This window comes from Akkermansia massiliensis, assembly GCF_018847375.1.
Lineage (GTDB): Bacteria > Verrucomicrobiota > Verrucomicrobiia > Verrucomicrobiales > Akkermansiaceae > Akkermansia > Akkermansia massiliensis.
This window is the reverse complement of record NZ_CP072036.1, coordinates 2,743,081-2,766,327: the sequence shown is the minus strand read 5'-3', so window position 1 is coordinate 2,766,327 and position 23,247 is coordinate 2,743,081. Positions and strand designations below refer to the sequence as shown.

The 23,247-nt window shown below is 57.9% G+C and carries 18 protein-coding genes and 1 tRNA gene; 8 read left to right on the top strand and 11 right to left on the bottom strand.

Features of this window, described 5'->3' with window-relative positions; translation table 11 throughout:
• Nucleotides 1-35 precede the first annotated feature (35 nt).
• The 5 genes from thiC to J5W70_RS11540 all read left to right on the top strand — a co-directional run bounded on the left by thiC (nt 36) and on the right by J5W70_RS11540 (nt 5,635).
• Entirely contained in the window at nt 36-1,862 is a 1,827-nt protein-coding gene (gene thiC / locus J5W70_RS11560; protein ID WP_022398376.1) for a phosphomethylpyrimidine synthase ThiC, read from the top strand.
• A 102-nt stretch (nt 1,863-1,964) separates the two neighbouring features.
• Nucleotides 1,965-2,909 (top strand): thioredoxin fold domain-containing protein, encoded by a 945-nt coding sequence (locus J5W70_RS11555; protein WP_022398375.1) that lies wholly within the window; start codon nt 1,965-1,967, stop codon nt 2,907-2,909.
• 120 nt (nt 2,910-3,029) lie between these two features.
• On the top strand, nt 3,030-3,608 hold the full coding sequence (locus J5W70_RS11550) for an RNA polymerase sigma factor (RefSeq protein ID WP_240454321.1): 579 nt from the start codon (nt 3,030-3,032) through the stop codon (nt 3,606-3,608).
• 15 nt (nt 3,609-3,623) lie between these two features.
• Nucleotides 3,624-4,295 carry a hypothetical protein gene (locus J5W70_RS11545; protein ID WP_022398373.1) on the top strand — a complete coding sequence of 224 codons (672 nt, stop codon included), beginning with the start codon at nt 3,624-3,626 and terminating at the stop codon, nt 4,293-4,295.
• 386 nt (nt 4,296-4,681) lie between these two features.
• Nucleotides 4,682-5,635, top strand: coding sequence for a S1C family serine protease (locus tag J5W70_RS11540; RefSeq protein WP_215832830.1), 954 nt, complete (start codon nt 4,682-4,684; stop codon nt 5,633-5,635).
• Between the two features lie 271 nt (nt 5,636-5,906).
• Here J5W70_RS11540 and dgt read toward each other — a convergent pair whose 3' ends face one another.
• The 3 genes from dgt to J5W70_RS11525 all read right to left on the bottom strand — a co-directional run bounded on the left by dgt (nt 5,907) and on the right by J5W70_RS11525 (nt 10,570).
• On the bottom strand, nt 5,907-7,235 hold the full coding sequence (gene dgt, locus J5W70_RS11535) for a dGTP triphosphohydrolase (RefSeq protein ID WP_215837068.1): 1,329 nt from the start codon (nt 7,233-7,235) through the stop codon (nt 5,907-5,909).
• A gap of 59 nt (nt 7,236-7,294) precedes the next feature.
• The gene (locus tag J5W70_RS11530; protein ID WP_022398369.1) at nt 7,295-9,544 is read right to left on the bottom strand and encodes a multicopper oxidase domain-containing protein; all 2,250 of its coding nucleotides are present in this window, start codon (nt 9,542-9,544) and stop codon (nt 7,295-7,297) included.
• Nucleotides 9,545-9,685: 141 nt separating this feature from the next.
• A complete protein-coding gene (locus J5W70_RS11525; protein ID WP_022398368.1) occupies nt 9,686-10,570 on the bottom strand; it encodes an EamA family transporter in 885 nt (294 codons plus the stop codon).
• Between J5W70_RS11525 and J5W70_RS11520 the strand changes: the two genes are divergently transcribed.
• Together J5W70_RS11520 and J5W70_RS11515 are read left to right on the top strand one after the other, a co-directional pair.
• The gene (locus tag J5W70_RS11520; RefSeq protein WP_146018192.1) at nt 10,542-10,868 is read left to right on the top strand and encodes a hypothetical protein; all 327 of its coding nucleotides are present in this window, start codon (nt 10,542-10,544) and stop codon (nt 10,866-10,868) included. The two genes, J5W70_RS11525 and J5W70_RS11520, sit on opposite strands and share 29 nt — an antisense overlap.
• Nucleotides 10,865-11,917 (top strand): hypothetical protein, encoded by a 1,053-nt coding sequence (locus J5W70_RS11515; RefSeq protein WP_022398367.1) that lies wholly within the window; start codon nt 10,865-10,867, stop codon nt 11,915-11,917. Before J5W70_RS11520 ends, J5W70_RS11515 begins: the two co-directional genes overlap by 4 nt.
• Nucleotides 11,918-12,189: 272 nt before the next feature.
• On the opposite strand, the gene J5W70_RS11510 is transcribed toward J5W70_RS11515, so the two are convergent.
• Nucleotides 12,190-12,264: transfer RNA gene (locus J5W70_RS11510), tRNA-Val, on the bottom strand.
• Nucleotides 12,265-12,479: 215 nt separating this feature from the next.
• Here J5W70_RS11510 and alr point away from each other — a divergent pair.
• Nucleotides 12,480-13,583: an alanine racemase gene (alr, locus tag J5W70_RS11505; RefSeq protein ID WP_022398366.1), complete on the top strand. Its 1,104-nt coding sequence runs from the start codon at nt 12,480-12,482 to the stop codon at nt 13,581-13,583.
• Between the two features lie 408 nt (nt 13,584-13,991).
• On the opposite strand, the gene J5W70_RS11500 is transcribed toward alr, so the two are convergent.
• The 7 genes from J5W70_RS11500 to J5W70_RS11470 all read right to left on the bottom strand — a co-directional run bounded on the left by J5W70_RS11500 (nt 13,992) and on the right by J5W70_RS11470 (nt 23,233).
• A complete protein-coding gene (locus J5W70_RS11500; protein ID WP_022398365.1) occupies nt 13,992-14,999 on the bottom strand; it encodes an ABC transporter ATP-binding protein in 1,008 nt (335 codons plus the stop codon).
• A gap of 19 nt (nt 15,000-15,018) precedes the next feature.
• Complete coding sequence (locus tag J5W70_RS11495) at nt 15,019-15,996, bottom strand: ABC transporter ATP-binding protein (protein WP_022398364.1); 978 nt, start codon at nt 15,994-15,996, stop codon at nt 15,019-15,021.
• 3 nt (nt 15,997-15,999) lie between these two features.
• Entirely contained in the window at nt 16,000-18,249 is a 2,250-nt protein-coding gene (locus J5W70_RS11490) for an extracellular solute-binding protein (RefSeq protein ID WP_022398363.1), read from the bottom strand.
• 25 nt (nt 18,250-18,274) lie between these two features.
• Entirely contained in the window at nt 18,275-19,882 is a 1,608-nt protein-coding gene (locus J5W70_RS11485) for an ABC transporter permease subunit (RefSeq protein ID WP_022398362.1), read from the bottom strand.
• A gap of 5 nt (nt 19,883-19,887) precedes the next feature.
• Complete coding sequence (locus J5W70_RS11480; protein WP_022398361.1) at nt 19,888-21,276, bottom strand: ABC transporter permease; 1,389 nt, start codon at nt 21,274-21,276, stop codon at nt 19,888-19,890.
• A gap of 175 nt (nt 21,277-21,451) precedes the next feature.
• The gene (locus tag J5W70_RS11475) at nt 21,452-22,189 is read right to left on the bottom strand and encodes a metallophosphoesterase family protein (RefSeq protein ID WP_215443326.1); all 738 of its coding nucleotides are present in this window, start codon (nt 22,187-22,189) and stop codon (nt 21,452-21,454) included.
• Nucleotides 22,190-22,354: 165 nt separating this feature from the next.
• Nucleotides 22,355-23,233 (bottom strand): tetratricopeptide repeat protein, encoded by an 879-nt coding sequence (locus J5W70_RS11470; protein WP_022398359.1) that lies wholly within the window; start codon nt 23,231-23,233, stop codon nt 22,355-22,357.
• Nucleotides 23,234-23,247 lie beyond the last annotated feature (14 nt).

Here is a 23,247-nt window from a genome sequence, read left to right as displayed (position 1 = left end):
CTGTTCCCCTGCCGGCACAGAACAGCATCCATTCCATGAACGACACCGCCAATTTGACCTATCCCGGCTCCCGACGCATTTATATTCCGGGCCGTCTGCATCCGGACGTGCAGGTTCCCTTGAGGGAAATCCTCCTGAGCGATACCCTGCTGCCAGATGGCACCGCCCACTCCAATGACCCCGTGCGCGTGTACGATTGTTCCGGGCCGTGGGGGGATGCGGCTTATGAGGGAACCCCGGAGCAGGGGCTTCCCGCCCTGCGCGCCGCGTGGATCCGGGTCCGCGGTGATGTGGAGGAGGCGGAAACGGACCAGGGCCGCTGCCTCCGGGCTGCGGGGGGCACGCCTGTGACTCAGCGGCATTACGCCCGCCAGGGCGTCATTACGCCGGAAATGGAATTTGTAGCCATCCGGGAAAACCTGGGCAGGGAAGAAGCGTTCAAGGCGGTGTATGACCGTTATCCGAACGCCAAGAGCCGCCCGGACGAAGCCCGGGAAGTCCTGGAGGCGCTCACCATGATGCCGCGGCCGTCCGAACTGGAGGCGCAGGAAGGCTTCGGCCCCTCCAGCATGGTGGCCCGCGACCGGCTGGACCACCAGCACGCGCCGGAACGCCGGAACGGCTGCCGCATGCCCGCTTATTTTACGCCGGAATTCGTCAGGGACGAAATTGCCGCCGGACGCGCCCTGATTCCCGCCAACATCAACCATCCTGAGTGCGAGCCCATGGCCATCGGCCGCAACTTCCTGGTGAAAATCAACGCCAACATCGGCAACTCCGCCCTGGGGTCCGGCATTGAGGAGGAGGTGGAAAAACTGCGCTGGGCCATCCACTGGGGGGCGGATACCGTCATGGACCTGTCCACCGGAAAGAATATCCACGCCACGCGGGAATGGATCCTGAGGAACTCCCCCGTTCCCATCGGTACCGTGCCCATTTACCAGGCCCTGGAAAAGGTGGGCGGCAAGGTGGCGGACCTGAGCTGGGAAATCTTCCGCGACACCCTCCTTGAACAGGCCCGGCAGGGCGTGGACTATGTGACGGTGCACGCCGCCCTGCTGTTCCGGTTTGTGAACCACACTGCCCGTCGCATGACGGGCATCGTCTCCCGCGGCGGCTCCATCATGGCGCAGTGGAGCATGATCCACGAACAGGAAAACTTCCTTTATTCCCACTGGGATGAAATATGTTCCATTCTGGCGGCTTACGACATTGCCGTCTCCATCGGGGACGGCCTGCGGCCCGGCTCCGTGGCGGACGCCAATGACTTCGCCCAGCTGGCGGAGCTGGAAGTGCAGGGGGACCTGACCATGCGCGCGTGGAAAGCGGGCGTACAGGTCATGAATGAGGGGCCGGGCCACGTGCCCATGCACCTCATTGCCGAGAACATGAGCAAGCAGCTGGAATGGTGCATGGAAGCTCCCTTTTACACGCTGGGTCCGCTGGTGACGGACATCGCCCCCGGCTACGACCATATTACCGGAGCCATCGGCGGAGCGATCATCGGCCAGCGCGGCTGCGCCATGCTCTGCTATGTGACCAGGAAGGAACACCTGGGCCTCCCGGACCGGGAGGACGTGAGGGAAGGCGTGGTCACCTACAAGCTGGCAGCCCACGCCGCGGACCTGGCGAAGGGGCACCCGTCCGCCCAGTGGCGGGACAACGCGCTGGCGCAGGCCAGGTTTGAATTCCGCTGGGAGGACCAGTTCAACCTTTCCCTGGACCCGCAGAAAGCGCGTTCCTACCACGACCTGACGCTTCCCCATGCCAACGCCAAAAAGGCCCACTTCTGCTCCATGTGCGGTCCGGACTTCTGCGCCATGCGCCTGAGCCAGGACATCCGCCGCCGGTCCCGGCAGTAGGGGGACCGAAGGCGCGGCGTCACGGCAGCCGCCGGGCTGCCAGGAGCGGGAACGTCTGAAAAAGAATGACAAGGGCAGGGATGGTGCTATGATGCCTTTAAGATGAAGAATTCATTTTTTCCTGTCCTTGGCGTTCTTTCTCTGGCTTCTGCCGTGGTTTGTTCCGCATCTCCCGTCTGGGAGACGGATTGGAGCAAGGCTCTGGAGAAAGCCGGCAAAAGCGGACAGCCGGTGCTGGTTGACTTCACCGGCTCCGACTGGTGCCCGGGGTGTATTTATCTGCGGAAAAATATTTTTGATACGGACGCCTTCGCCAAGTATGCGGAAGACAACAACTTCATGCTGGTGGAGCTGGATTTTCCCAGGACGGAGGGGAAAATGCCTCCGGAACAGCTCAAGTTTCATGAGGAATTGATGCGCCGTTACGGAATTTCCGTATTTCCTTCCGTCCTGCTCATGGAGGGGAATGGAGCTCCCTATGCCAAAATAGTGGGACCCTCCAGAACGGCGGAGGAATACTTGAAGAAATTGGCAGCCGCCGGGGAGACGAGGCTGAAGCTGAAAGAAGCCGTGGCTGCGGCCCGCGCGCTGGAAGGAAAGGAAAAACTGGAAAAACTGGTGCAGGCTATCAAGCTGCTTCCGGAGGATTTGCAGCCCTATCAGAAGGAATTGATCGCGGAAATCTCCGCCCTGGACCCGGAGGACAAATACGGATTTGCCGGGAAGGCTGAAAAAGCCGTGACCCTGGCGGCGCAGCGGCTCATGATGGAGCAATTTTACAAAAAACACGCGGGCCCCTTTTCCGCAGAAAAAGTCCGCGCGGGACAGGAGGAAGCTTTGCAAATGCTGGAGAAGCGGGACCTCCTGCCGGCCATCCGCCTGGAAATAGCCAAATACGTCAGCGACGGGTATGCGCTGGAGCGCAATTATCCCAAGGCCCTGGAATACCTGAACATGGCCCGTGCCGCCGATCCGGAATCTCCGGCGGCCAAAAAGCTGGAGCCATGGATCAACAATATGCAGAAAATAATCAATAAGGGAAAATAAGCCCTTTTCATGAAGGCATTCCCTCTTCCCGTGAAGAGGAAAACTATATTCCGTCTTTTATTTTAAACAAAAAAATGAACTTGCTGCGCTATGATTGATGAAGGAACCGAACATGCAGAAATGAATACGTCCGCCTACATCAGGGAAGAGGAAGTTAATGAAGAAGACAGCCATTTGCTGAGCTGGGATGAATGGCTGCGGAGGCACGTCGCTCAACTGCTGCTGTTTGCCCGCCAGCAGTCCCGCTCTCCGGAAGATGCGGAGGACATCCTTCAGGATGCCCTGATACGGCTGGCGCGCAAGGAGGCCTCCGGAGAGTTTGTGGGAGGGCAGGAGGCATGGCTTTCCTATGTCTTTGCCTCCATCCGGCGTCTGGCGGTGGACTATGGCCGCAAATCCGACCGGCGCCAGAAAAGGGAGGATGAAGCCTGCGCCGCCGAACAGGACGAGGATGTTTATGCGGACCCCTGGTTTTCCAGCGCCGCGGCGGACGAGGAGCTCAAGCAGTTCATGGAAATGCAGCTCAGGAAGCTCCCTTCCAAATTCTCCGAGGTCATTGTCCTGAAAATATGGGGGGAACAAACCTTTCAGCAAATTGCGGAAACGCTGGAAATCTCACAAAACACGGTGGCGAGCCGGTACCGCTATGGCATCGACCTGCTCCGCAAGGCGCTGAGAAACAAAAAAGACCAACTCTAATGCCGCTCCACTCTTATGAAACATGAAACAACATCATCCGCCGCAGGGGAGGAAGGCGGCGGTACTGCCGCCATGCAGCCCCTTCCCGTATCCGATGAACTGATTTCCCGCCTGGCCGGAAGGTGTGAGGAAATCTTCCCCCTGAACGACCGTCTCCGGCATGATGAAATATCCGATGAGGAAATTCATGAGATGGAATCCCTTTTGAAGCGTTTGCGGCCTGCCCCGGTGAGGGTTCTGTTCCGGGAACAATGCTGTTCCCTGATGTGCGCCGAGTCCGAACAAGAAATGGAAACCCGGCTGAAAAGGCTTTCCGCCTCTTCCATGCTGGAATTCTCCGTGTGCAAAATGGCGCAGGCCATGGACTGCGCCGGAGAGGCGAAGCAGGAAAAAGCGGTGAAAATCCCCCTGTGGCGGCGGCTTGCCTATATTTCAGGCATTTCCGTGGCGGCTGCGGTGGGCGCCGTTCTGCTGGTTCAAAATACGCTGGTAGCGCCCGGCGGCACGGTGGCCGGAGGGAATGAGGCGGAAGCCGGAGCTGAAAAGACGGAAGCCCCTGTACTGCCCGGGGAAAAGCGGGAGCTGCTGCGGAAACCCACTCTTTTTGAATTGCAGGGCGGAGACGAGCGCGTGCCCGTGATTGCTCCTGCCGTCATCCGTAGAATTCTTCCTGAAAAGGAATATTAAAGGACCGCCGCGTGAACGCCTGTGGGCAGCGCAGTTGAAATTTTCCATTCTGTTGCTGCAAGTGTTCGCGCTCTCCGGTTCTGTTCCTTGTTCCGCGTCTCTGCTTTGTGAAGAAAAAGAAAGCGCCCTGGATGCATGGCGGAGCTCTTTTCCCATGCCCGGAAATAAATGTTCTACCGGGAGGGAGATCTCCCTGCCGGTGGAGGGAAAGGCGTCCGGATAAAGGTCTCACCCAAGTGTGGGTTGGCTTGGCTTTACTCCCGTGATGCGTTCCTTGGCGGTCTGCCGACGCTGCGGGACGGAAGGGGACGGGCGGGGCCCTGCAAAAAAAATGCACAAATTTTGAACATTGCGCGGACGGATGCTGTATATTATCTCACATGGATATGAAAACCTGTATCTTTCTGACATTGGGATTGCTGATAGGTTCGGGCTCCGGATATTCCATTGACCGGCCCGCAGGAAGTACGGACAACCTTCAGCCGCCGCCCTTGACTCCCTACACGCCGCAGACCAAGCCGCTGCCCTCTTCCAGACCGGCCAGGCTGGGCATTGTGCCCGGCACGGTGCCGCAGGCAGTTGTGGCTCAATTGGAACTCAGCGGATTTCCCGGCGTGCTGGTGACCAAGGTGATGCCGGACAGTCCCGCCGCCAAGGCCGGACTCCAGGAAAATGACGTCATCATCAAGCTGGGGGACATCTCCCTGTCCGGCCCGCGCTCCGTGACGGAAGCCCTGTCTGAAAAAGTTCCGGGAGACAAGATTACGGCTGTATTCTACCGCAAGGGCAAGCGGGAAACGGCGGATGTCACGCTGGACGGCGGAACGCTTTCTGCGGAAGAAATACTGGCGGCCCAGGGAGATCCCCGCACCCAGCCGCGCGTGGTTCCCTCCGTCCGGCGCCAGGCGGTTCCTCCCGCCGGAATGGCCGCACGGCCCAACCTTCCGCAGCGCATTCTGGACATGCAGCAGATGATGGATGATTTTTTGAGGGACTCCGCGATTGATGATTCGCGGATGGATGACATCATCGGCCGGATGAACCTGACCCCGGGAGCGGCCCAGATGCTCCGGAGCCTCCAGAACCTTCACCAGATGCCCATGCCCCCCATGGGCAAGGTGTCCGGCGGAGGGCAGAGCACGTCTTCCGTCCGGATGTCGGACGCCAACGGAACCATTGTGGTTTCTTCCAGCTCCAAGGCGGGCACCACCGTCCATGTGACGGATTCCGCGGGAAAAGTCCTGTACTCCGGCCCTTACAACACGCCGGAGGAAAAGGAAGCCGTGCCGGAAGCCGTCAGGGAACGCCTGAAAAACATAGAAACCAACTTCTGCTTTTAACCTCTTCATGAAGCAATGGAGAAATCCATGATCATTATGTTAAGGACGGCTGCCCTGTGTGGGGCAGCCTTTTTCATGCAGAAAAGGGGCTTTTTCCTCTTCTGAAAAAGCGGCGCGTTCCGGGAAGAAAAAGCACGGAACAGCAGCAGGACATCTATTCCACATCCGGAGGAACCTCCGGAAGAAGATGGAAGGAAAAGAAAGGGGATATCTTGCGGCCTCCCTGTGGGCAGGTCTTGAACTCCTTTTGAAAAGCGGAGTGCGGCAGGAACTACAGAATGCCGGTCAATTTCCGGTACGTCTCCAGCGCGAAGGAATCCGTCATGCCGGAAATATAATCAAGCATGTGCGCCAGGCGTGCGTCCTTCCCTTCGTCATCCTTGGGCAGACCGGTTCCCTGAAGCATGATGGCTACTTTTTTAGACTGTCCGGAGGAAGGATGGTTCACCCACTCCATGAAAAAGTCGATCAGCTCTCCCAGCACCTTGTAGCCCATGGCTTCCACTTCAATCACCTCCCGGGCCTGGTACACGTTCTCAATGGCGTACTGGTACAATCCGTTCAGCGGCGCGGCCAGTTCAGAACGGTCAATCAGGGATTGATCCATGCTCCCTTGCAGAAGCTCCTCTTCATGCTTCATGAAACTGTCCACGGCGGACTGGATGCTCCTGCCGATGGCGAGCGCGCGCATGTAATGGATGCAGGAATCTTTTTCATCCTTCTTTTCCAGTTCCCGGACGTAGCAAAGCTGGGATTCCGTCAGGAAAGGGCTGAATAAATCCCTGGTAGGCTCAAAATCCAGAATGCCGGAAAAATACCCGTCTTCAATATCCGCGATACGGTAGCAGATATCGTCCGCGGCCTCCATCAGGTACGCCAGGGGATGGCGGCACCAGCAAAGGTATTTTTCATCCGGCGCGGAACGGGGAAGCAGCCCCAGATGGCCGGCCACGAAGGAAGCCGCCTCCCTCTCCTGTTCCCCGATGCCGAACTTCTTGCATTCAAGCTTGTTGGCTGCCGTCATGCCGCCTTTCCTGACGGCCGCGGAATAGGATTGCGTGCAGGGATACTTCATGAAGGCGCCCAGAACGGCCGCCGTCAGTTTCAGGCCGTTGCCTTCCATCGGATCCCCGGTGCGGGTAAGGATGCGGAACCCCTGGGAATTCCCTTCAAACGGCAGCTCCAGGCCGTGCCGTTTCAGGGCGGTTTCAATGGCGTCCTCCCCGGAATGGCCGAAGGGCGGATTGCCGATGTCATGGGCCAGGCAGGCGGTGGAAACGATGGTGGCCACGTCGGAAGGCACTATAGGAGCGGGAAGGGAACCTTTCTCCGCCAGCCACTCTCCCGCCAGCATGCCGAGGGAGGAGCCGATGTGGGCCACCTCCAGACTGTGGGTCAGGCGGGTGCGAACGTAATCATTGCGGCCCAGGGGGAAAACCTGCGTCTTGTCCTGAAGGCGGCGGAAAGCGCTGGAAAACAGAATGCGCCCGTAATCCCGGTCGTAATTGCTGCGGTTTTTCTGCGGAGACGCCGTACTCTGGTGCCTGGACCCCCAGCGGGCGTCCGACAAAAGCTGCTGCCAATTCATCATCCCTGACATGGTGAAGGAATGCTACAGGGGAATGCCCGGCTGGAACAGGAGAAAATGGGGGAAGGCGTTCAATAGGTCAGCATCAGCCCCACTCCCCAGTGCAGGTTGTTGTCGTAATTGGTGGAAACGCTGAGATGGGAGGTCAGGATGTAGTGCAGGCCCACGGAATAATCCCGGTCCGTATTCAGGGAAAAGGAAAGGCGCAGGCGGGAGGTGAGCGGGATATCGTCCCTCTCCAATTGCAGGCGCGCCTTTCCGTCCGTATCAATGCGCGCATCCCCAATCAGGAGCAGGGGCAGCGTATACCGGACGCCCAGGGTGCCGTCCACTTCCCGGTCCTTTTTGGTGGTCTGGCGGAACATGTTGCGTTCTCCGGCCTCACCCTTGCGGCAGGTCCAGTCCACCCCGATGTAGGGGTAAAGCCACTGCTTCTCCCCGATGTACCTGCCCAGCCGTCCTTCCGCCTCATAGCCGCGCGTATCCTTGTAGCCTATTTGCCACTCTCCCTGAACGCTCCAGCGGGTGCCTCCGAACTCCAGGTCTCCGATGTTCCCGTTGGAGGCGAAATCATTGTTCACGGTCAGGTACCACTTCCGGTCCATGTCGTAAACGTGCTGGAGCGCCCGCATGGGGTGTGGAAGCTGCGGATTGGGGGGAGAATCCTCATACGTGAAAATCCGGCCCATGCCGCTCATCATGTGGTACAGGATATGGCAGTGGAAAAACCAGTTGCCGCGCGTCTTCTCCGCCGCGTTAAACTCGATCACCTGGGTGGCCATGGGCTGGATATCCGCCGTGAACTTGAGCGGTGAAAAATCCCCGTGCCTGTTCACCAGCCGGAAAAAATGGCCGTGCAGGTGCATGGGATGCCTCATCATGGTATTGTTGGTCAGGATAATGCGCACATTCTGCCCTTCCTTGATCATGATACGGTCCGTCTCTGAAAGAGTCTTCCCGTTCATGCTCCACACGTAGCGGTTCATATTCCCGGTCAGCATGAAATGCAATTCCTTCACGGGCACGCCGGAAGGAAGGTTGGTGCGGGAAGGGGACTTCAGCATGTCATACGTCAGGGTGGTTTCCTCCCCCTCCTCCTGCATGCTGCCGTGGCCTCCACCATGGGAGGAACCGGACTTCATGTCCATCATCCCCATATCTCCGGAATGGGAGGCCGGCATTCCGCCGGACATGCCGTGGTGATGCATCTGGCGCATGGAACCGGAATTCATTTTCATCATCTTCATGTTACCGCCCATGGTCATCATTCCGTTCATCTGCTTCATCTTCTTGAAGTAATTCAGCCTGGGGAAGGGGCGCAGCGGCTGCCTTTCCCCATGGCCCAGCCACAGGGAGGAAGACCCGGAGGTATCCTCCGCCGTCGCCTGGAACTCGAAAGCCCTGCCTGATTCCGGTACCGTCAGGACGACGTCGTAAGTCTCGGAAACCGCAATCATCATGCGGTCCACGTCCACGGGAACGACATCCTTCCCGTCGCTGGCCACCACGCGGATTTTGCCGCCCGCGTACCTCAGCCAGAAATAGGTGGAGGAAGCCCCGTTGACGATGCGCAGCCTGAGGCGGTCGCCGCCCTTCAGCCGGGGCAGGGAAGCTTGCGGAGAGCCGTTCAGCAGAAAGCGTTCGTAATACACGTCGCTCACGTCCATGGCGTTCATGCGCTTCCATTCGCTGGTCAGCTTGGTTCCCAGATAGCCGGCGCGCAGGGCCTCCCAGTAGCTCTGCACGCTCCCCTTGCGGATGGAAAACCAGTCCGACCCGGTGTGAAGCTTCCTGTTCACCTCCTGGGGATTCTCGTTCGTCCAGTCGCTCAGCACCAGCGTATACTCCGGCAGGGCGTCCTCCGTCCTGCGCGCCGGGTCGCCGGGCCGCTTGCGGACGACGAACGCGCCGTACAGGCCGCTCTGCTCCTGAAGTCCGCTGTGGGAATGGTACCAGTACGTGCCGTTCTGGATGATGGGAAAAGTATAGGTATGCGTGGTGTGGGGCTTTACCGGCGCGGAAGTCAGGTACGGCACCCCGTCCTGGTCATTGGGCACCAGCAGGCCGTGCCAGTGGAAGGAAGTCTCCGTATCCATCAGGTTGTGCACCCGTATCACCGCGGTGTCTCCCTCCGTAAAATACAGAACGGGGCCGGGAATGCTTCCGTTGATGGTCATGGCCGGGCGCGTGACCCCGGTAAAATTGACCGGAGCGTTCCGGACGTATAAATCGTATTCCACCGTTTTGGCGAATGACGGAGAGAACTGGGCCATCAGGCAGCAGCACAGGAATGGGAAAAAATGGGAGGCGACCTTAAACATGAACAGGAGGAAAGTACTGCCAGAAAAGACCTGTTCATTCCATCTCCGGTTCAAAATGAAACGGATGTGATGTGTCATGCCTTTCCTGGAGCATGAAAGGAGAATCTGGAAACTGGCGCGGGCGGAAATGACAAGGGTGCGTTATTCCGGAATCCGGCCGCCGGAAGCCTGTTTCTGCGCAGCCTTTTTGAGAGGAATGGGCGCGATCAGGAAAGAGGACAGGATAAGCAGGCACCCGAGAGCCAGGAGGAACATATTGGGCTGTTCCCGGAACAGGAGCAGGGAAATCAGCGCCGCCAGGGGAATCTTGAGATTGTTCATGATTGCCAGCTTGACGGGCGTTACCCGGCGGGCGCCGTAATTCCAGAGGAAAAAGCAGACTCCTGAAGCGATGACTCCCAAATAGGCCAGCAGCCACCATTGCATGGCTGAAATCTCCTGCCAGCAGGCCAGCCCTGACGGCAGTCCGGCAGGCAAGGTAACCAGCAGGGCGCCTGCGTAGGCATAGGCGAAGCAGGAAGCTTCACTTCCGCCGAACCAGGAATCCTTCAAGGAAATGTAGGCGATTTGCCCTGCCGCGAAACAAAGGTTGGAAAGCTGTACCAGAACAATTCCCGTAAGTTCGCCATTGCCGGCGGAATACCCTTTCCAAAGGATGCCCGCGCCTCCTATGGCCGCAAGAACGGCCGCCGCCAGATGGAGCGGCGGCAGCTTCTTCTTCATCAGGCCGTTGACCAGAACCACGTAAATCGGCGTAGTGGCCGTGAAAAGGGCGACCTGGTGGGAAGGCAGATAATGGAAGGCTGCGATATAGCAGAGGTACATTCCTCCGAATTGGACGGCGCCTATCCCCATCATCCCCATTGCATGGCTGAAAGGAACCTTCCGGACGAAGGGGAGGAAAACGGCCAGCGAGCCGGCCATGCGCGCCAGCGCGACAAAACTGGCGGGGAGGTCGGACAGGCAGTTCCCCAGCAGTCCGAATGACAACGCCCAGATGAAAGACGTGATCAGCAGCGCAGGCATGAGGGCGGAAGCATACGGAGAAAGGAAAACCAAGTCAATGCCTGTGGCGCAGGAACAGTTGCGAGGAGAATTCTTTCCACATGCAATTTTATGGAAAGAAAGGATGTGGGTACATCTGCTTCGCCAAATAGAGAAAGGACAGATTTTCTTGGTGGATGTTTTGTTTTGGCAAGGGAGAAGAAAAAGTTGGACAACGGTATTTAATAATGAAAATAAAAATGTTACAAAAGTTGAAAAAATGATTTTGAGGGTATTTGGACTTGAACTATTTTTGGTGGCTTTTTATAAAGATGCATGAACTTTTGGCCCCTTGCCGTTTTCTCTGTATGTGCCGTGGCATCTGTATCGCTTGCTGCGGAAATTCCTCAGGAAGTTCAGGCATTGGATCGCATATATCAGAAACGGTGCACCCAGGCTTGCGCCCCTCATATTGCTGCTTTTACTCAGAAAGCGTTGGTATTGCAGAAGAAATGCGTTCAACGCTCTGATTTTGAAGGGGCGAAAGTAATTCATGACGGTCTTGAGGAATTAAAGAAAAACAATTTTGACTGGCGATTGGTGAAGGAAACTTGCCAGATTTCTATTCCTAGGGATGGATGGTATGGTTCGGTTGCTAATATGATTCATAAGCTGGATGCTGAGGGCAACCATTATGATATACAGGAATTCCGTAAAAAATTTAAAAACACGGGCGAGAAAGTTAACACCGAACTGACGGGACCGGATCTGATCGTATTTACAGGAGCTCCGAACAGGTTGTGGCTGATCATTGATTCCCGGACGATTTTTGAAATTTATACAAACAATATCGTTGCCCGTTTGATACATGATTCTTCCAAAGAGGGAACCAATGTAGGAAGTGCGGATGAAATAAAAGATGCCGAGTGGCTGCAGATGCAGAACGATCTCAAGAAGCGGTGTTTTCAGGCATGTTCGGAAATAACAAAAAAATATATCCAGGCGTTAGACAAGTTGAAGCTGAAATTATCGGCTGACGGTGATATGACAGCTGCTGTTGCAGTGCATGAATACGCAAAACGGCTTGAAAGCGGCAACCTTTCTCCAGAACGGGACCGTTCCTTGAAAACCTTTGAAGGAAACTGGAAGGATGGTTCCGGTCTGACTTACCGTTTTAATGGGCGTGGAGAAGGTACAGTTAAAAAGTCTAACGGTACTACTGATTTTACGATGACTCCTGTCCGTTCTTCTCCCCACGGGGATTTCCATTATTTTAATGTTTCTTCCGGAGGCTCTCGGATTGCAACCCGGGTGGCCGACAAGGTTTATATTATCATGCAGGATGGAAGAAGGGATTGGCTGCGCGTGTGTAAACGTATCGGGAAATAACATTGAGAAAATACATGGAACCCAGCCGAACTGCAGAACTGAGTGCAACATCGTTGAAGGCATCTCGAAATTGAGCCTGAAGGTTCGTTCTTATACTGCTTTTCTAGGTGGATGCACCCTCCCGTGCCAGGCAGACGGCAAATCATCATCCGGGTGCAGGGAAGCATCGGTTTTATCTTTTCGCTATCAGCCTTCTGTTATCCGCTAAAATAAAGCCTGGCGGGGAAAAGAAAAACGCTCCGGAATGCAGGATTCCGGAACGTTTATGAAGATGGTACGCGGTACTGGTTTCGAACCAGTGACCCCATGCGTGTGAAGCATGTGCTCTACCACTGAGCTAACCGCGCATTTGCAGTGCGGGGGGAATATATCGTTCATGCAGGGGATTGGCAAGGAGTTTTTTGAAGGCAGGTGAAAAAGAGGGAATACTTTCCTTCCGTCAAGATTCCCGGATTCATTCCTCCTGACTGATGTGCGGCTTTGTCCGGATTCCGTTCCGGAAAGTGGGAAGGTGGCTCAATTCCGGCTTGTACAGCATCAACCGTCTTCCTACACTCCGGGCATGAGTTGCACAAGCCCTCCCAGAGCATGGGCCCAGGTTGATACCAATGCGTTGAGGCACAATTTGAACGTCGTCCGCCGCGTGATGCCGGACCACGGCCTGATGGCCATTGTGAAGGCGGAGGCCTACGGGCACGGACTGGAAGGGGTAGTGAAGGCTCTGGATGGTGAAGACTGCGATTTTTTCGGGGTCGCCACGGTGGCGGAGGCTGGCCGGGTGAGGGATGCTGGGGTGAAGACATGCCCGTTCATTCTCGGTCCCTGTTTTGCCGGAGAACGGGAGGAGATTGTGCAGAACGGCTGGCGCGCCGCCCTTTCCAGCATGGAGGAGGCGGAACATTTCAACTCCCTGGGCGCCCTTTACAACAAGCCCGTCCATGTCCATCTGGGCGTGGATACCGGGATGGGCCGCAGCGGCTTTCTTCCCAGTGAACTGCACGGCCTGACGGAAAAGCTCAAGCAGTTCAGCCATCTGGACCTGGAGGGCGTGTTTTCCCACCTGTCCGCAGCTTCCGACGATATTTCCTTTACGCATGGGCAGATCAGCGGCTTTGCGGAGGCCGTGAACGAACTCTCCCAGGGGCACCAGTACAAGTTCCGGCACCTGTGCAGCAGCGCGGCCGTGTTCAATTACAAGGTTCCCTGCGCCAACATGGTGAGGCTGGGCAGAATCCTGTACGGGTATTCTCCGATGCCTTCCCCATACAACAAGGAGCTGCGGCCCACGATGACCCTGTACAGCCGCATTACCCTGATACGCACGCTGCCGGGCAACCATGGCGTTTCCTACAACCACTGCTATATGACGAAGGGGAGCACGAAGGTGGCTACCATCGGCATCGGCTATGCGGACGGCTACCTCCAGTATCTTTCCAACCAGGGCGCACGCGTGTATATCAACGGCCAGTACTGCCCGGTTCTGGGCCGTGTGACGATGGACCAGATTATGGTGGACGTCACCTACATGGACCAGGTGGAGACCGGGGACCTGGTGGAGATCATGGGCCCTAATGTAAGCTGGGAGGAGCTGACGCGCCGCGCCAGTACCATTCCCAGCAACGTGCTGACCAGCATCAGCGCCCGCGTGCCGCGGATTTACGTGTAAGGGGCCGCGGGCTGTTTCGCGCTCGTTTGTTTTTTTGACGGGATGGCAGGCACCGAAGCCGCAAAGCTGCGGTGAACCGGTGTTTCCGCTATCGCCTTTAAAGGCGGTGACTCTTCCGGGAGTGAGGGAGTTGTTCCCCTCATGGGTGTTTTTCCTAAGCGGAACAGAGGCTTTTGTTGGGGTATGCTGTCCGCAGGCTGGAGAAAATTTCCTTGGCTGCGCTCTGGATGGATTTTTAGTTATGAAGGGCGGGGAGGCCGTCATCCCCAGGCTGCCGGAACCGTAAATTCATGGTTAATCAGCATTTCCGCCATACCTCTTGGCAGCCGGAATTTTCTTGAAATGGGAGGTTTTACTTCTGGGAGCGCCTTTTCCAATAGGTAACGGATGCGACGTTTTTCCGCGCTTTTACCGCTGGCGCACTTTGTTCCAGTCCTCCGGCTCCAGGGAGCAGGGGTCCGGGGCTACCCAGTGGCCCGGTTCTATTTCCACGGGGGTGAGATCCGCACCCACCGTTTCCGGATAGGAGGGGTGCTGGATGCGGTGGCCGAAGGCGGAGCCGAGCGGCGGGTTGATGGGGGAGGGAACGTCCCCCGGCAGAGGCTGGTGCTTATTGGCTCTGGCGGGATCCGGTTCCGGGATGGCGTCCAGCAGCGCCTTGGTATAGGCGTGTTTGGGGGATTGGTAGATGGTTTCCGCATCTGACATTTCCACGATTTTTCCCAGGTACATGACCGCCACGCGGTCGGAGATGTGCTTGACCACCGCCAGGTCATGGGCGATGAAGAGGTAGGAGAGCTTGCGTTCCTCCTGGAGTTCCAGCAGCAGGTTGAGCACCTGGGACTGGACGGATACGTCCAGCGCAGAGACGGGTTCATCCAGAATGATGAGGCTGGGGTTCAGCGTCAGGGCGCGTGCGATGCCGATGCGCTGGCGCTGGCCCCCGGAGAATTCAAAGGGGAAGCGGTCGATGGCGCTGTCCGGCATGCCTACGCGGTCCAGCAGGCCGCGCACCCATTCCCGGCGCGCGGCGGGTGTGCCCATGCGGTGGATGACGAAGGGCTCCGCTACAATCTGGCCGATGGATTGGCGCTGGTTGAGGGATTCCGCCGGGTCCTGGAAGACCATTTGAATATGGGGGCGCAGGGGCCGCATTTTGCGCTGGGAGAGCGTGGCGATGTTTTTTCCGTTGAACTGGATGGAGCCTCCGGTGGGTTTCAGCAGGCGGACGATGCTTTTCCCGATGGTGGATTTTCCGCAGCCGGATTCCCCCACCAGTCCCAGCGTTTCACCGGGGTAGATGCTGAAGGAGACGTCGTCCACCGCCTTGACCCATCCCGCCTGCCGCAGGAAGATTCCTGAGCGGACGGGAAAGTACATTTTCAGGTTGTTGACTTGCAAGAGTGGTTCCGGCATGGCTGGGAGAAAAAGGAGGTTAGAGGTTTGCGCATCGGGGGCAGGCTTCCACGAAGTGGTCCGGGGATATTTCCACGAGAGGCGGCCGTTCCGTGAGTTCTTCCACGGGCACTCCCTGGCGCTGGCAGAAGCGGCAACCGGGCACAAAGTCTGCAATGGAGGCCACCTGTCCGGGAATGGTGGGCAGCTTGGTCTTGCGCACGGAGCTCAACTGCGGGATGGAGGCCAGCAGTCCCTTGGTGTAGGCGTGGCGGGGATTGGCAAAGAGTTCCCGGACGGGAGCTTTTTCCACCACGCGGCCGGCGTACATGACTACTACGGAGTCACAGCTCTGCGCAATGACGCCCAGATCATGCGTGATGAGGATGGAGGAGGAGCCCATTTCCGCCTGGAGGTCCTTGAGGAGGGACAGAATCTGCGCCTGCACGGTGACGTCCAGGGCCGTGGTGGGTTCATCCGCGATGATGAGTTCCGGATGGCAGGCCAGAGCAATGGCGATGACGACGCGCTGGCGCATGCCGCCGGAGAGCTGGTGGGGGAATTCGTCCACGCGCTGTTCCGGCGCGGGAATGCGGACGCGCTGCAGGAGCTGGATGGCGGCATCACGGGCTTCCCTGGCGTTCATTCCCCGGTGGAGCATCAGGGATTCCCCTATCTGCCTGCCGATGCTGTGCACGGGGTTGAGCGCCGTCATCGGTTCCTGGAAGATGACGCCGATGTGGCGGCCGCGGATGCCGTGCATGTCCGTCTCCTTCGCCTGGACCAGGTCACGGCCCTTGAACAGGATTTGCCCGTCCAGGATTTTCCCCATGGGCTGGGGAAGCAGGCGGACGATGGACATGGCCGTGACGCTTTTGCCGCAGCCGGATTCCCCCACGATGCCTACGCAGGTTCCCTTGGGAACGGTGAAGCTGACGCCGTCCACCGCTTTCAGCAGGCCGGATTCCGTCTCGAATCCGGTGACCAGGTTCTTGATTTCCAACAGGGGTTCGCTCATTTGTTATTTCTCCGTGGCAGAGGGTTCCAGCGGGCCGCCGTTTTCCGGGATGACGGGAACGGACGGCAGCTTGCCGCCGCCTTCCTTGTTGTCCAGGCTGTCGATGGAGTCCATATAGCGGTACTGGTCGTATACGGTGTCCACTTCCTCGAAGGTTTTTCCTTTCCGCTTGGCTTCCATGGTTTCCTTCTTGACGTCGTTGTCCACCCAGTACAGGTAGCTTTCCATCGGGTCAAACACGACCGGATGGCAGAATTGCGTGGTGGCGCTGTTCGGCCATTTGACCCAGCGCCAGTAGCCCAGCCTGACGAATTCCGTGGTCCAGCAGGGGACCCACAGGGCCTCGTCATGAATTTTCTGCTGCACCTTCCACGTGGCCTTTTGAAGCTCGTCTTCCGTAGCGGCGTTCGTTTCGTCGTCCAGCAGCTTGTCCATCTCCTTGTCCGCATAGGCGCAGATGTTGTTGGTGTAGGTGATGAGGCTGCCGCGTTCGTCATAGGCGTAGCGGGAGTGGAAGCCCTGCTCGTTCATCGGGTGGGGCGGGGTGAAGCCCCAGGCCATGAAGGAGGCCTGGACGCGCTTTTCCATGATCTTGCGGAAGGCCACGGTGGAGTCCAGCGGGTCCAGCTGGATTTCCAGGCCGCACTTGCGGGCGTCTTCCTTCAGCTTGCCCAGCGTGGAGGCCAGGGAGGGGGAGGAATTGGGGAAGGTGATGGCGGCGGTTAGCCGGGTGCCGTCCGGCTTGCGGAGGATTCCGTCCGGGCACGGGATGGTGTATCCGGCCTTGGCGAAGCAGGCGCGGGCCTGTTCCGGAGAGTAGGGGCGCGCCTTGATGTAGGGGTTGGTGAATTTGCCGAAGCCGGAGTTGTAGGAGTTGAGCCGCTGGTAGTCTCCGCGGAAGGTGATGTCAATGATGTTCTGGATGTTCAGCGCATGCTGGAAGCCCAGGCGCACGTTGAGGTCGTTGAAGGGGGCCTTGGAAGTGTTCAGGAAGAGGCCGTACGGAGGCCGGGGGTAAATGGTGAAAAACGTGCTGCGGTTGATATAGCCGTTGTGGACTTCCGGGATTTCCATGCGCTCATGCCACAGCTCCGGCTTCGTGATGTTCAGCACGTCCAGCTCCCCGATGCGGAAGAGTTCAATGGCCTTGGACGGTTCCGCGATGAAGTTGTACACGATCTGGTCCACGTTATACATGTACTTCGTGAATTTCTTGTCCCTGGCCCACCAGTCCGGCACGCGCTGGAGCGTTACCTGGCGGCCGCGGATGATGCCGTCCGGCTTCACCACGTAGGCGCCCGTGGTGGGCGGTACGCGCCACTGGTAGCGTTCCACGTAGCTGGGGCCGAATTCGCAGTAGAAGTGCGGCGGGGAAGGGATGAACAGCGTGCAGTAGAACGGGAGCAGCGGCTTGGCGAAGGGGAGGGTGATGGAGAAGCGGTTGTCGTCGTAGATGGTGATGTTGGACGCGTTCTGGTAGAAGAAGTTGTTGTAGAAGACGTCCCGGCTGTATTCCGAGGTGCGGATGTACATGTTCACCAGCAGGTCGATGGCCTTTACCTTGGCTCCGTCCGAGTAGCGGGCGTCCGGGTCCAGTTCAAAGTAAACGGTGCGCCTGTCTGCGGATTCCGCCCATTTATGGGCGATGCCGGGAATGATTTTCCCGGTGACCGGATGGATGGAGACGAGGCCTATGATGATTTCATCATACAGGGGGCCGCGGAAGCCGCTGTTGCTGTTCGGGCCGTTGGGGCGGAATGTGTCCGGGTAGGACCCCGGAGCCCATTGGCGCAGCACGCCGCCTTTTTTGGCGTTCGGGTCGCCTATTTCCGGATTGTCCAGCCCGTCTTCCCATTTCAGGTCCTGGGGGATGTCCGCCGGAGTCTTGAATTTGATGTAGTCCCCTTCCGTCTGCCTGCGGTGGATGACGGACAGGGCCGCTTCATCAGCAATGAGCTTGCTTTGCAGCTTTTCCCTGATTTTGGGGTCTTCCTCCTTGAAGAATTTGTCCCGGAGTTCCCGTATTTCCTTCTGCTTGGCGGCTTCTTCCCGCGCCAGCCGGTCATTGATCTGCTTGTTCCACCGTTCCGGGAAGGAGTCAAAGCCCGGAGGGAGCGTGCCGAAGGGCACGTTCGGCTGCCAGCCCACCCCCTGGGATTGGGAGGAATCCTTGCAACCGGAACCAACTGCCAGCAGAAGGGACAGCGTCACGGAGGAAAGGATGGTGCGGAGGATGGCGGACAGCTTGAGCATGGGTATGGCGGAAACAGGAGTCTTTTTATTTATAGGTGGTGAATTTCTTGGGATCGAAGGCTTCCCGGATGGCCTCCCCGATGAAGGTGACGAGCAGGAGGGTAATCACCAGGGCGGAGAAGGCGGAGGTGACCACCCAGCTGGCGGAGAGGTCCGCCAGGCCGTCATTGAGCAGGCGCCCCCAGCTGGCGTACGTGTCCGGAAGGCCGAAGCCCAGGTAATCCAGGGAGGCCAGGGCCAGAATGAGGGCGGAGACGCTGAACGGAACCAGCGTGACCAGGATGGCGACGAGGTTGGGGAGGATGTGGACGAAGAGGATGCGGCTGGTGGAAGCCCCCAGCACGCGGGCCGCCGCCACGTAGTCGCGCGCCTTTTCCTTCATGGTGGAGGTCCTGAGCTGGTAGGTCATGGACATCCACCCGAACATGATGAGCAGGCTGATGATCAGGAACATGCCCTTCATCTGGAGCGGCACCATGTCTGAAATGATCATGATGATGAACAGGAAGGGAACCTGGGAGAAGATTTCAATGAGGCGCTGCATGCCGAGGTCAAACATGCCGCCGAAGTAGCCCATCATCATCCCGAAGGTGATGCCGATGAAGTACACGATGGGAAGGTAGAAGATGGCGGCTTTCATGTTCACCTGGAGCCCTCCGTACAGGTACGCCAGGATGTCCGCGCCCTGGGTGTTGGTGCCCAGCAGGTGGCCTCCCTTGAGGGGTGGGGCCGGGTGGTAGAAGATGCGGCTGATTTTGTTCTCGTCCGTCTGTTTCAGGAAGTCCTCCTTGGTGCCGGGGCCGCTGTAGTGTTCCGCTACGATCTGGTTGTTTTCATACGTGGCGCTGTACACTTCCGTCCGGTCTTCCAGCCAGCCGGTGGCGCGGTCCACCTTTTTCCCCTTGCGGAATTTGTAGCTGATGTGGGGAAGGGCTTCTTCATCCTTGTGCAGCCGGGAGGCCAAGCCGGAATACGGCTTGCCGCTGGACTCGCAGACCAGGCCGTCTTCATTCACCGTCAGGGCTTCAGAACCGGGATTGGTGGAATCCCCCGTGGGGTCGTACGGCACCAGGGGCATGATGACGAGGGAGGGTTTTCCCGGCTGCCCTGCCTGTTTTTTCAGTTCGCGGTAGTTGGCTTCCGCATCCGCAAAGTCCCCGGTCTGGCCGAAGGTGGAGCCTTTGTAAACCTTGCGCATGATGGCGGGGAAGTACCAGGAGCCGTCCTGCACGACGAGCAGCGCCCGTTTGCCCACCAGGCACTGGTCCATGCAGGCCAGCAGCGTCAGTACGAGCAGGATGATGAGGGAGACATAGCCGCGGGAGATGCTTTTAAAGCGCTGGATGCGGCGTTTCGTAATCGGCGTGGGATGGAAGCGGCGCGGCCCTTTCAGCATGATCCAGAAGCCGACCCCGGCCATGACCAGCACGCAGGCCCAGCCGAACCACAGGAATTTTCCCTGCGGCGTCAGGATGCCGCCGTTGTTCTGGTCCGTGCAGACGATGTTGAGCATGCTCATTTCACGCGAGACGGTGAAGGGCCAGCTCAACGTGGGCAGGAGCAGGCCGCACAACTCTCCCACGGCAGTGAGGACCGCCAGAATGACCAGAAGGTATGCCAGTTTTCTAACCATGTGTGTTATTCAAATTTAATGCGCGGATCCACGGCGGCTACGATGATGTCTGAAAGCAGGTTGCCCAGCACCATCAGGAAGGAGGTAAGCAGCAGCGTGCCCATGATCAGGGCGTAGTCCTTGTCCATCAGGGCCTGGTAGCTCAGCATCCCGAAGCCCTGGATATCGAAGACCTTTTCCACCAGCATGGAGCCGGCCACAATAAGGCTGATGAGGCTGCCCAGCGTGGAGGCAATCGGGATGAAGGAGTTGCGGAAGGCGTGCTTGATAACGGCCCCCTTGAAGCTCACGCCCTTGGCCATGGCCGTTCTGATATAGTCCGCGGAAAGGTTGTCCATCAGGTTGTTTTTCATCATCATGGTGGTGATGGCGAAGGAGCTGACTACATAACAGATCAGGGGAAGCACCGTATGGTGCAGCAGGTCTCCGGCCTGTTGCCAGAAGCCCATGTCCGCAAAGTCCGGAGACGTAAGCCCGCAGAGCGGGAACCATTCCAGACGCGCGCCCAGATACACCACCAGCACGGCGCCCAGCGCAAAGCCGGGCACGGAGTACCCCAGGAAAATCAGAACAGAGGAGATGTTGTCCACCAGGCTCTTGTGGCGGATGGCCTTTATTACTCCCAGGGGAATGCAGACGGAATAGGTAATAATGGCGCTCAGGATGCCGAAGTACAGGGAGACGGGAATGCGCTCCTTAATCATGTCCCACACTGGTTCATTGTATTTGAAGGAGTTGCCCATGGTGCCCTGGAGCAGCCCGTCAAAGCTGGTCTTATACATCACGGCGCGCCAGGCATAGCCGCGCGCCTTGTCCCTGACGGCTTCCGTATTGTCCGTCTGCCTCATGCGGCGCGCCCAGCGTTCCGCGCGGTCCATGGGGGATTCTATGTCCACGGTCCAGCCTTCCGAGGCGGCTTTCCGGGACGGAGTGCCGGAAAAGAAGGCGTCCTTCACGCTGTCGGAATCCTTGTCCTGGCGCACTACGACGACCTGTTCTCCCGTTTCATTCAGGTTGATCCGGGTGTGCGTATCGGAAATGCCGGAATATTCATCTTCCTTGTCCGCCGCTTCCACGCCGCCGATCTCCCCGAATTCCTCACGGGAAATGAAAATCTTTTTTGGGAGCACTCCCAGCCATTGCAGATAAGCGGTGATGATGGGCTCCTGAAGGCTGTACTGTTCCTCCAGGCGCTCCATATCCGCTTCGCTCAGGTTATTGTCGCCGCGCTGGGACCCCGCCTTCTGGCCGGACAGGGCGCTCATGCTCTGCTGCTGCATCATCTGCTCAATGGGACCTCCCGGAACAAAGCGGGTTATGCAAAAGACGAGGAACGTGACCCCCAGCAGCGTCAGGGGCATGAGAAGGAGTCGTCTGATGATATAGGTCTTCATTCGTCGCGCAGAACTCTACTGGTTTGTGGCAGGCGAGGCAAGTAGCAATGCAAATTTGTGAGCCTTTGCTAACATGCGGTTTCCCCATTTTTTCTTAATGCGGAATGGAAACAATTAAAGATTCCGCAGGATTTCAATGGAGCATCCCGTATTACCGTCAACGGTTCGCAAAACATTAAATGCCTTCTCCCAGGCGGCGCGCCAGCATCTCCGGGAGTCCGGCGGCCAGAATGCGCCTTTGCGCTTCCTCCACGTCGTATTCCACGCGGCGCTGGTAATAAACCATGCTGTCCACATCAAGCACGCCGTAGGCGGCGCGGGGGTCTCCGTCCCTGGGCTGGCCGACGGAACCCACGTTAATAAGGTACTTGTTGGTTTTGAGAAGCTGGATGTCCCCGGATTCATATTCCTGGATGCTCCCTTCATGGCGGATGAAGGTGCGGGGGACGTGCGTATGACCGTTGAAGCACAGGAACTGATTGTCTCGCAACATGTTGATGCTGTGCGTGGCCGTGTCCACATTCGTGACGTAGGACCAGGAATTGGGCTTGTCCTGGGTGGCGTGCACCAGAACGATTTCATTGGGCAGGATACGCTGGAAGGGGGCGCGGCGAAGCCACTTCTTCTGTTCTTCGGAAAGCTGCTGGCGCGTCCATATCAGGGCTTTGTACGCCACGGGGTTCATGCCCGCCGGATTGTCTTCCCCAATGGCTTCCTCATCATGGTTGCCGCGCACGGTGGGAATCTGGCGTCCGCGGACGAACTCAAGGCATTCGGCCGGATTGGCGTTGTAGCCCACAATATCACCCAGGCAGTAAACGGCGTCGCATTGAAGCTGTTCTATATCCTTCATCACCGCTTCCAGAGCGGGCAGATTGGCATGGATGTCACTGATCAGGGCTATTCTACTCATGGTGTTGTGGAGAAAAAGCATAGCACCTTTCCGGGGCGTTGCCAAGCGCCTTCGGCGGAGCGGTTAAAGATTAAAGGCCGGAAATTAAAGTTCATTCCGGCCGTCATTGAAAAAGCGCCCCTTTAAAGGAGGAGCTCCTTTTAATTTATCTTTAGTCTTTTGTTTTTAGTCATCCGTTTTTGCGGGAGGCAAGGCCTCCAAGGCCTCCCTCAAGCCGTCCACGGGGTATTTCAGGGAATTGGCCAGGTGGCTGCTCATCAGGTCGCGGGCAATCTCGTCCGTCGGGAACAATTCCCGGAAGGGAACGCGGTCTTTTTCAGGCACTTTCAGCCTGTTTTCCAGGACGAAAATATTGCTCACCAGGCTGGGCGTCCGGTTCCTGGGATCCTTGAACAATTCCCGGCCCAGCTCCAGCGCCTCGCGGGATTTGGAGGGAACGCGGACAAGCGCATAAAACTCCTTGCGCGCCGTCAGGGGCGGCGCTCCCAGTTCCCGGGCCTTGCGGTAGGCTTCCGCAGCCTTTTCAAAATCCGGCTGGCGGTAGGTATCGCTGTACATGTTGCCCAGCAGGGATTGCAGGTACCAGCTGTCCGGGTTGGCGCTGATGCCTTTTTCCAGGAAGCTGCGGCCCTTCTGGATGTACTTCCGGAAGCCTTCCCTTCGTTCCATGGGAGAAAGCCGCTTATTGTCCAGATAGCTGGAGGAGGCGTTATTGCCCAAATGCCACGAACCGTTGTCCCAGTAAAAGTCGGAATGGGGGGCAAGAGAGGTGATTTGGTTGTAGCGGCGTTCCAGATTGGCCCAGTCGGAAATCAGGAAGCAGTCGAAGGCCTCCATGCTCAGCACGGCCGCTACCAGGGAGCGCAGCCCCCCCAGGGAAACCATGGCGAGCTGCTGTTCCAGATAATCGGAGGAGGAGAGCTCCACCGGATCATCCAGCAGCCCCGCCGCCTTTTCCTGCTCCAGAATACGGTTCTGCAAAGGCAGGCGAATCATGCCGAAGCCCAGCAGGGCAATGATGAAAATGACGATGGTTTTCAGCATGATGTTACAAAAAG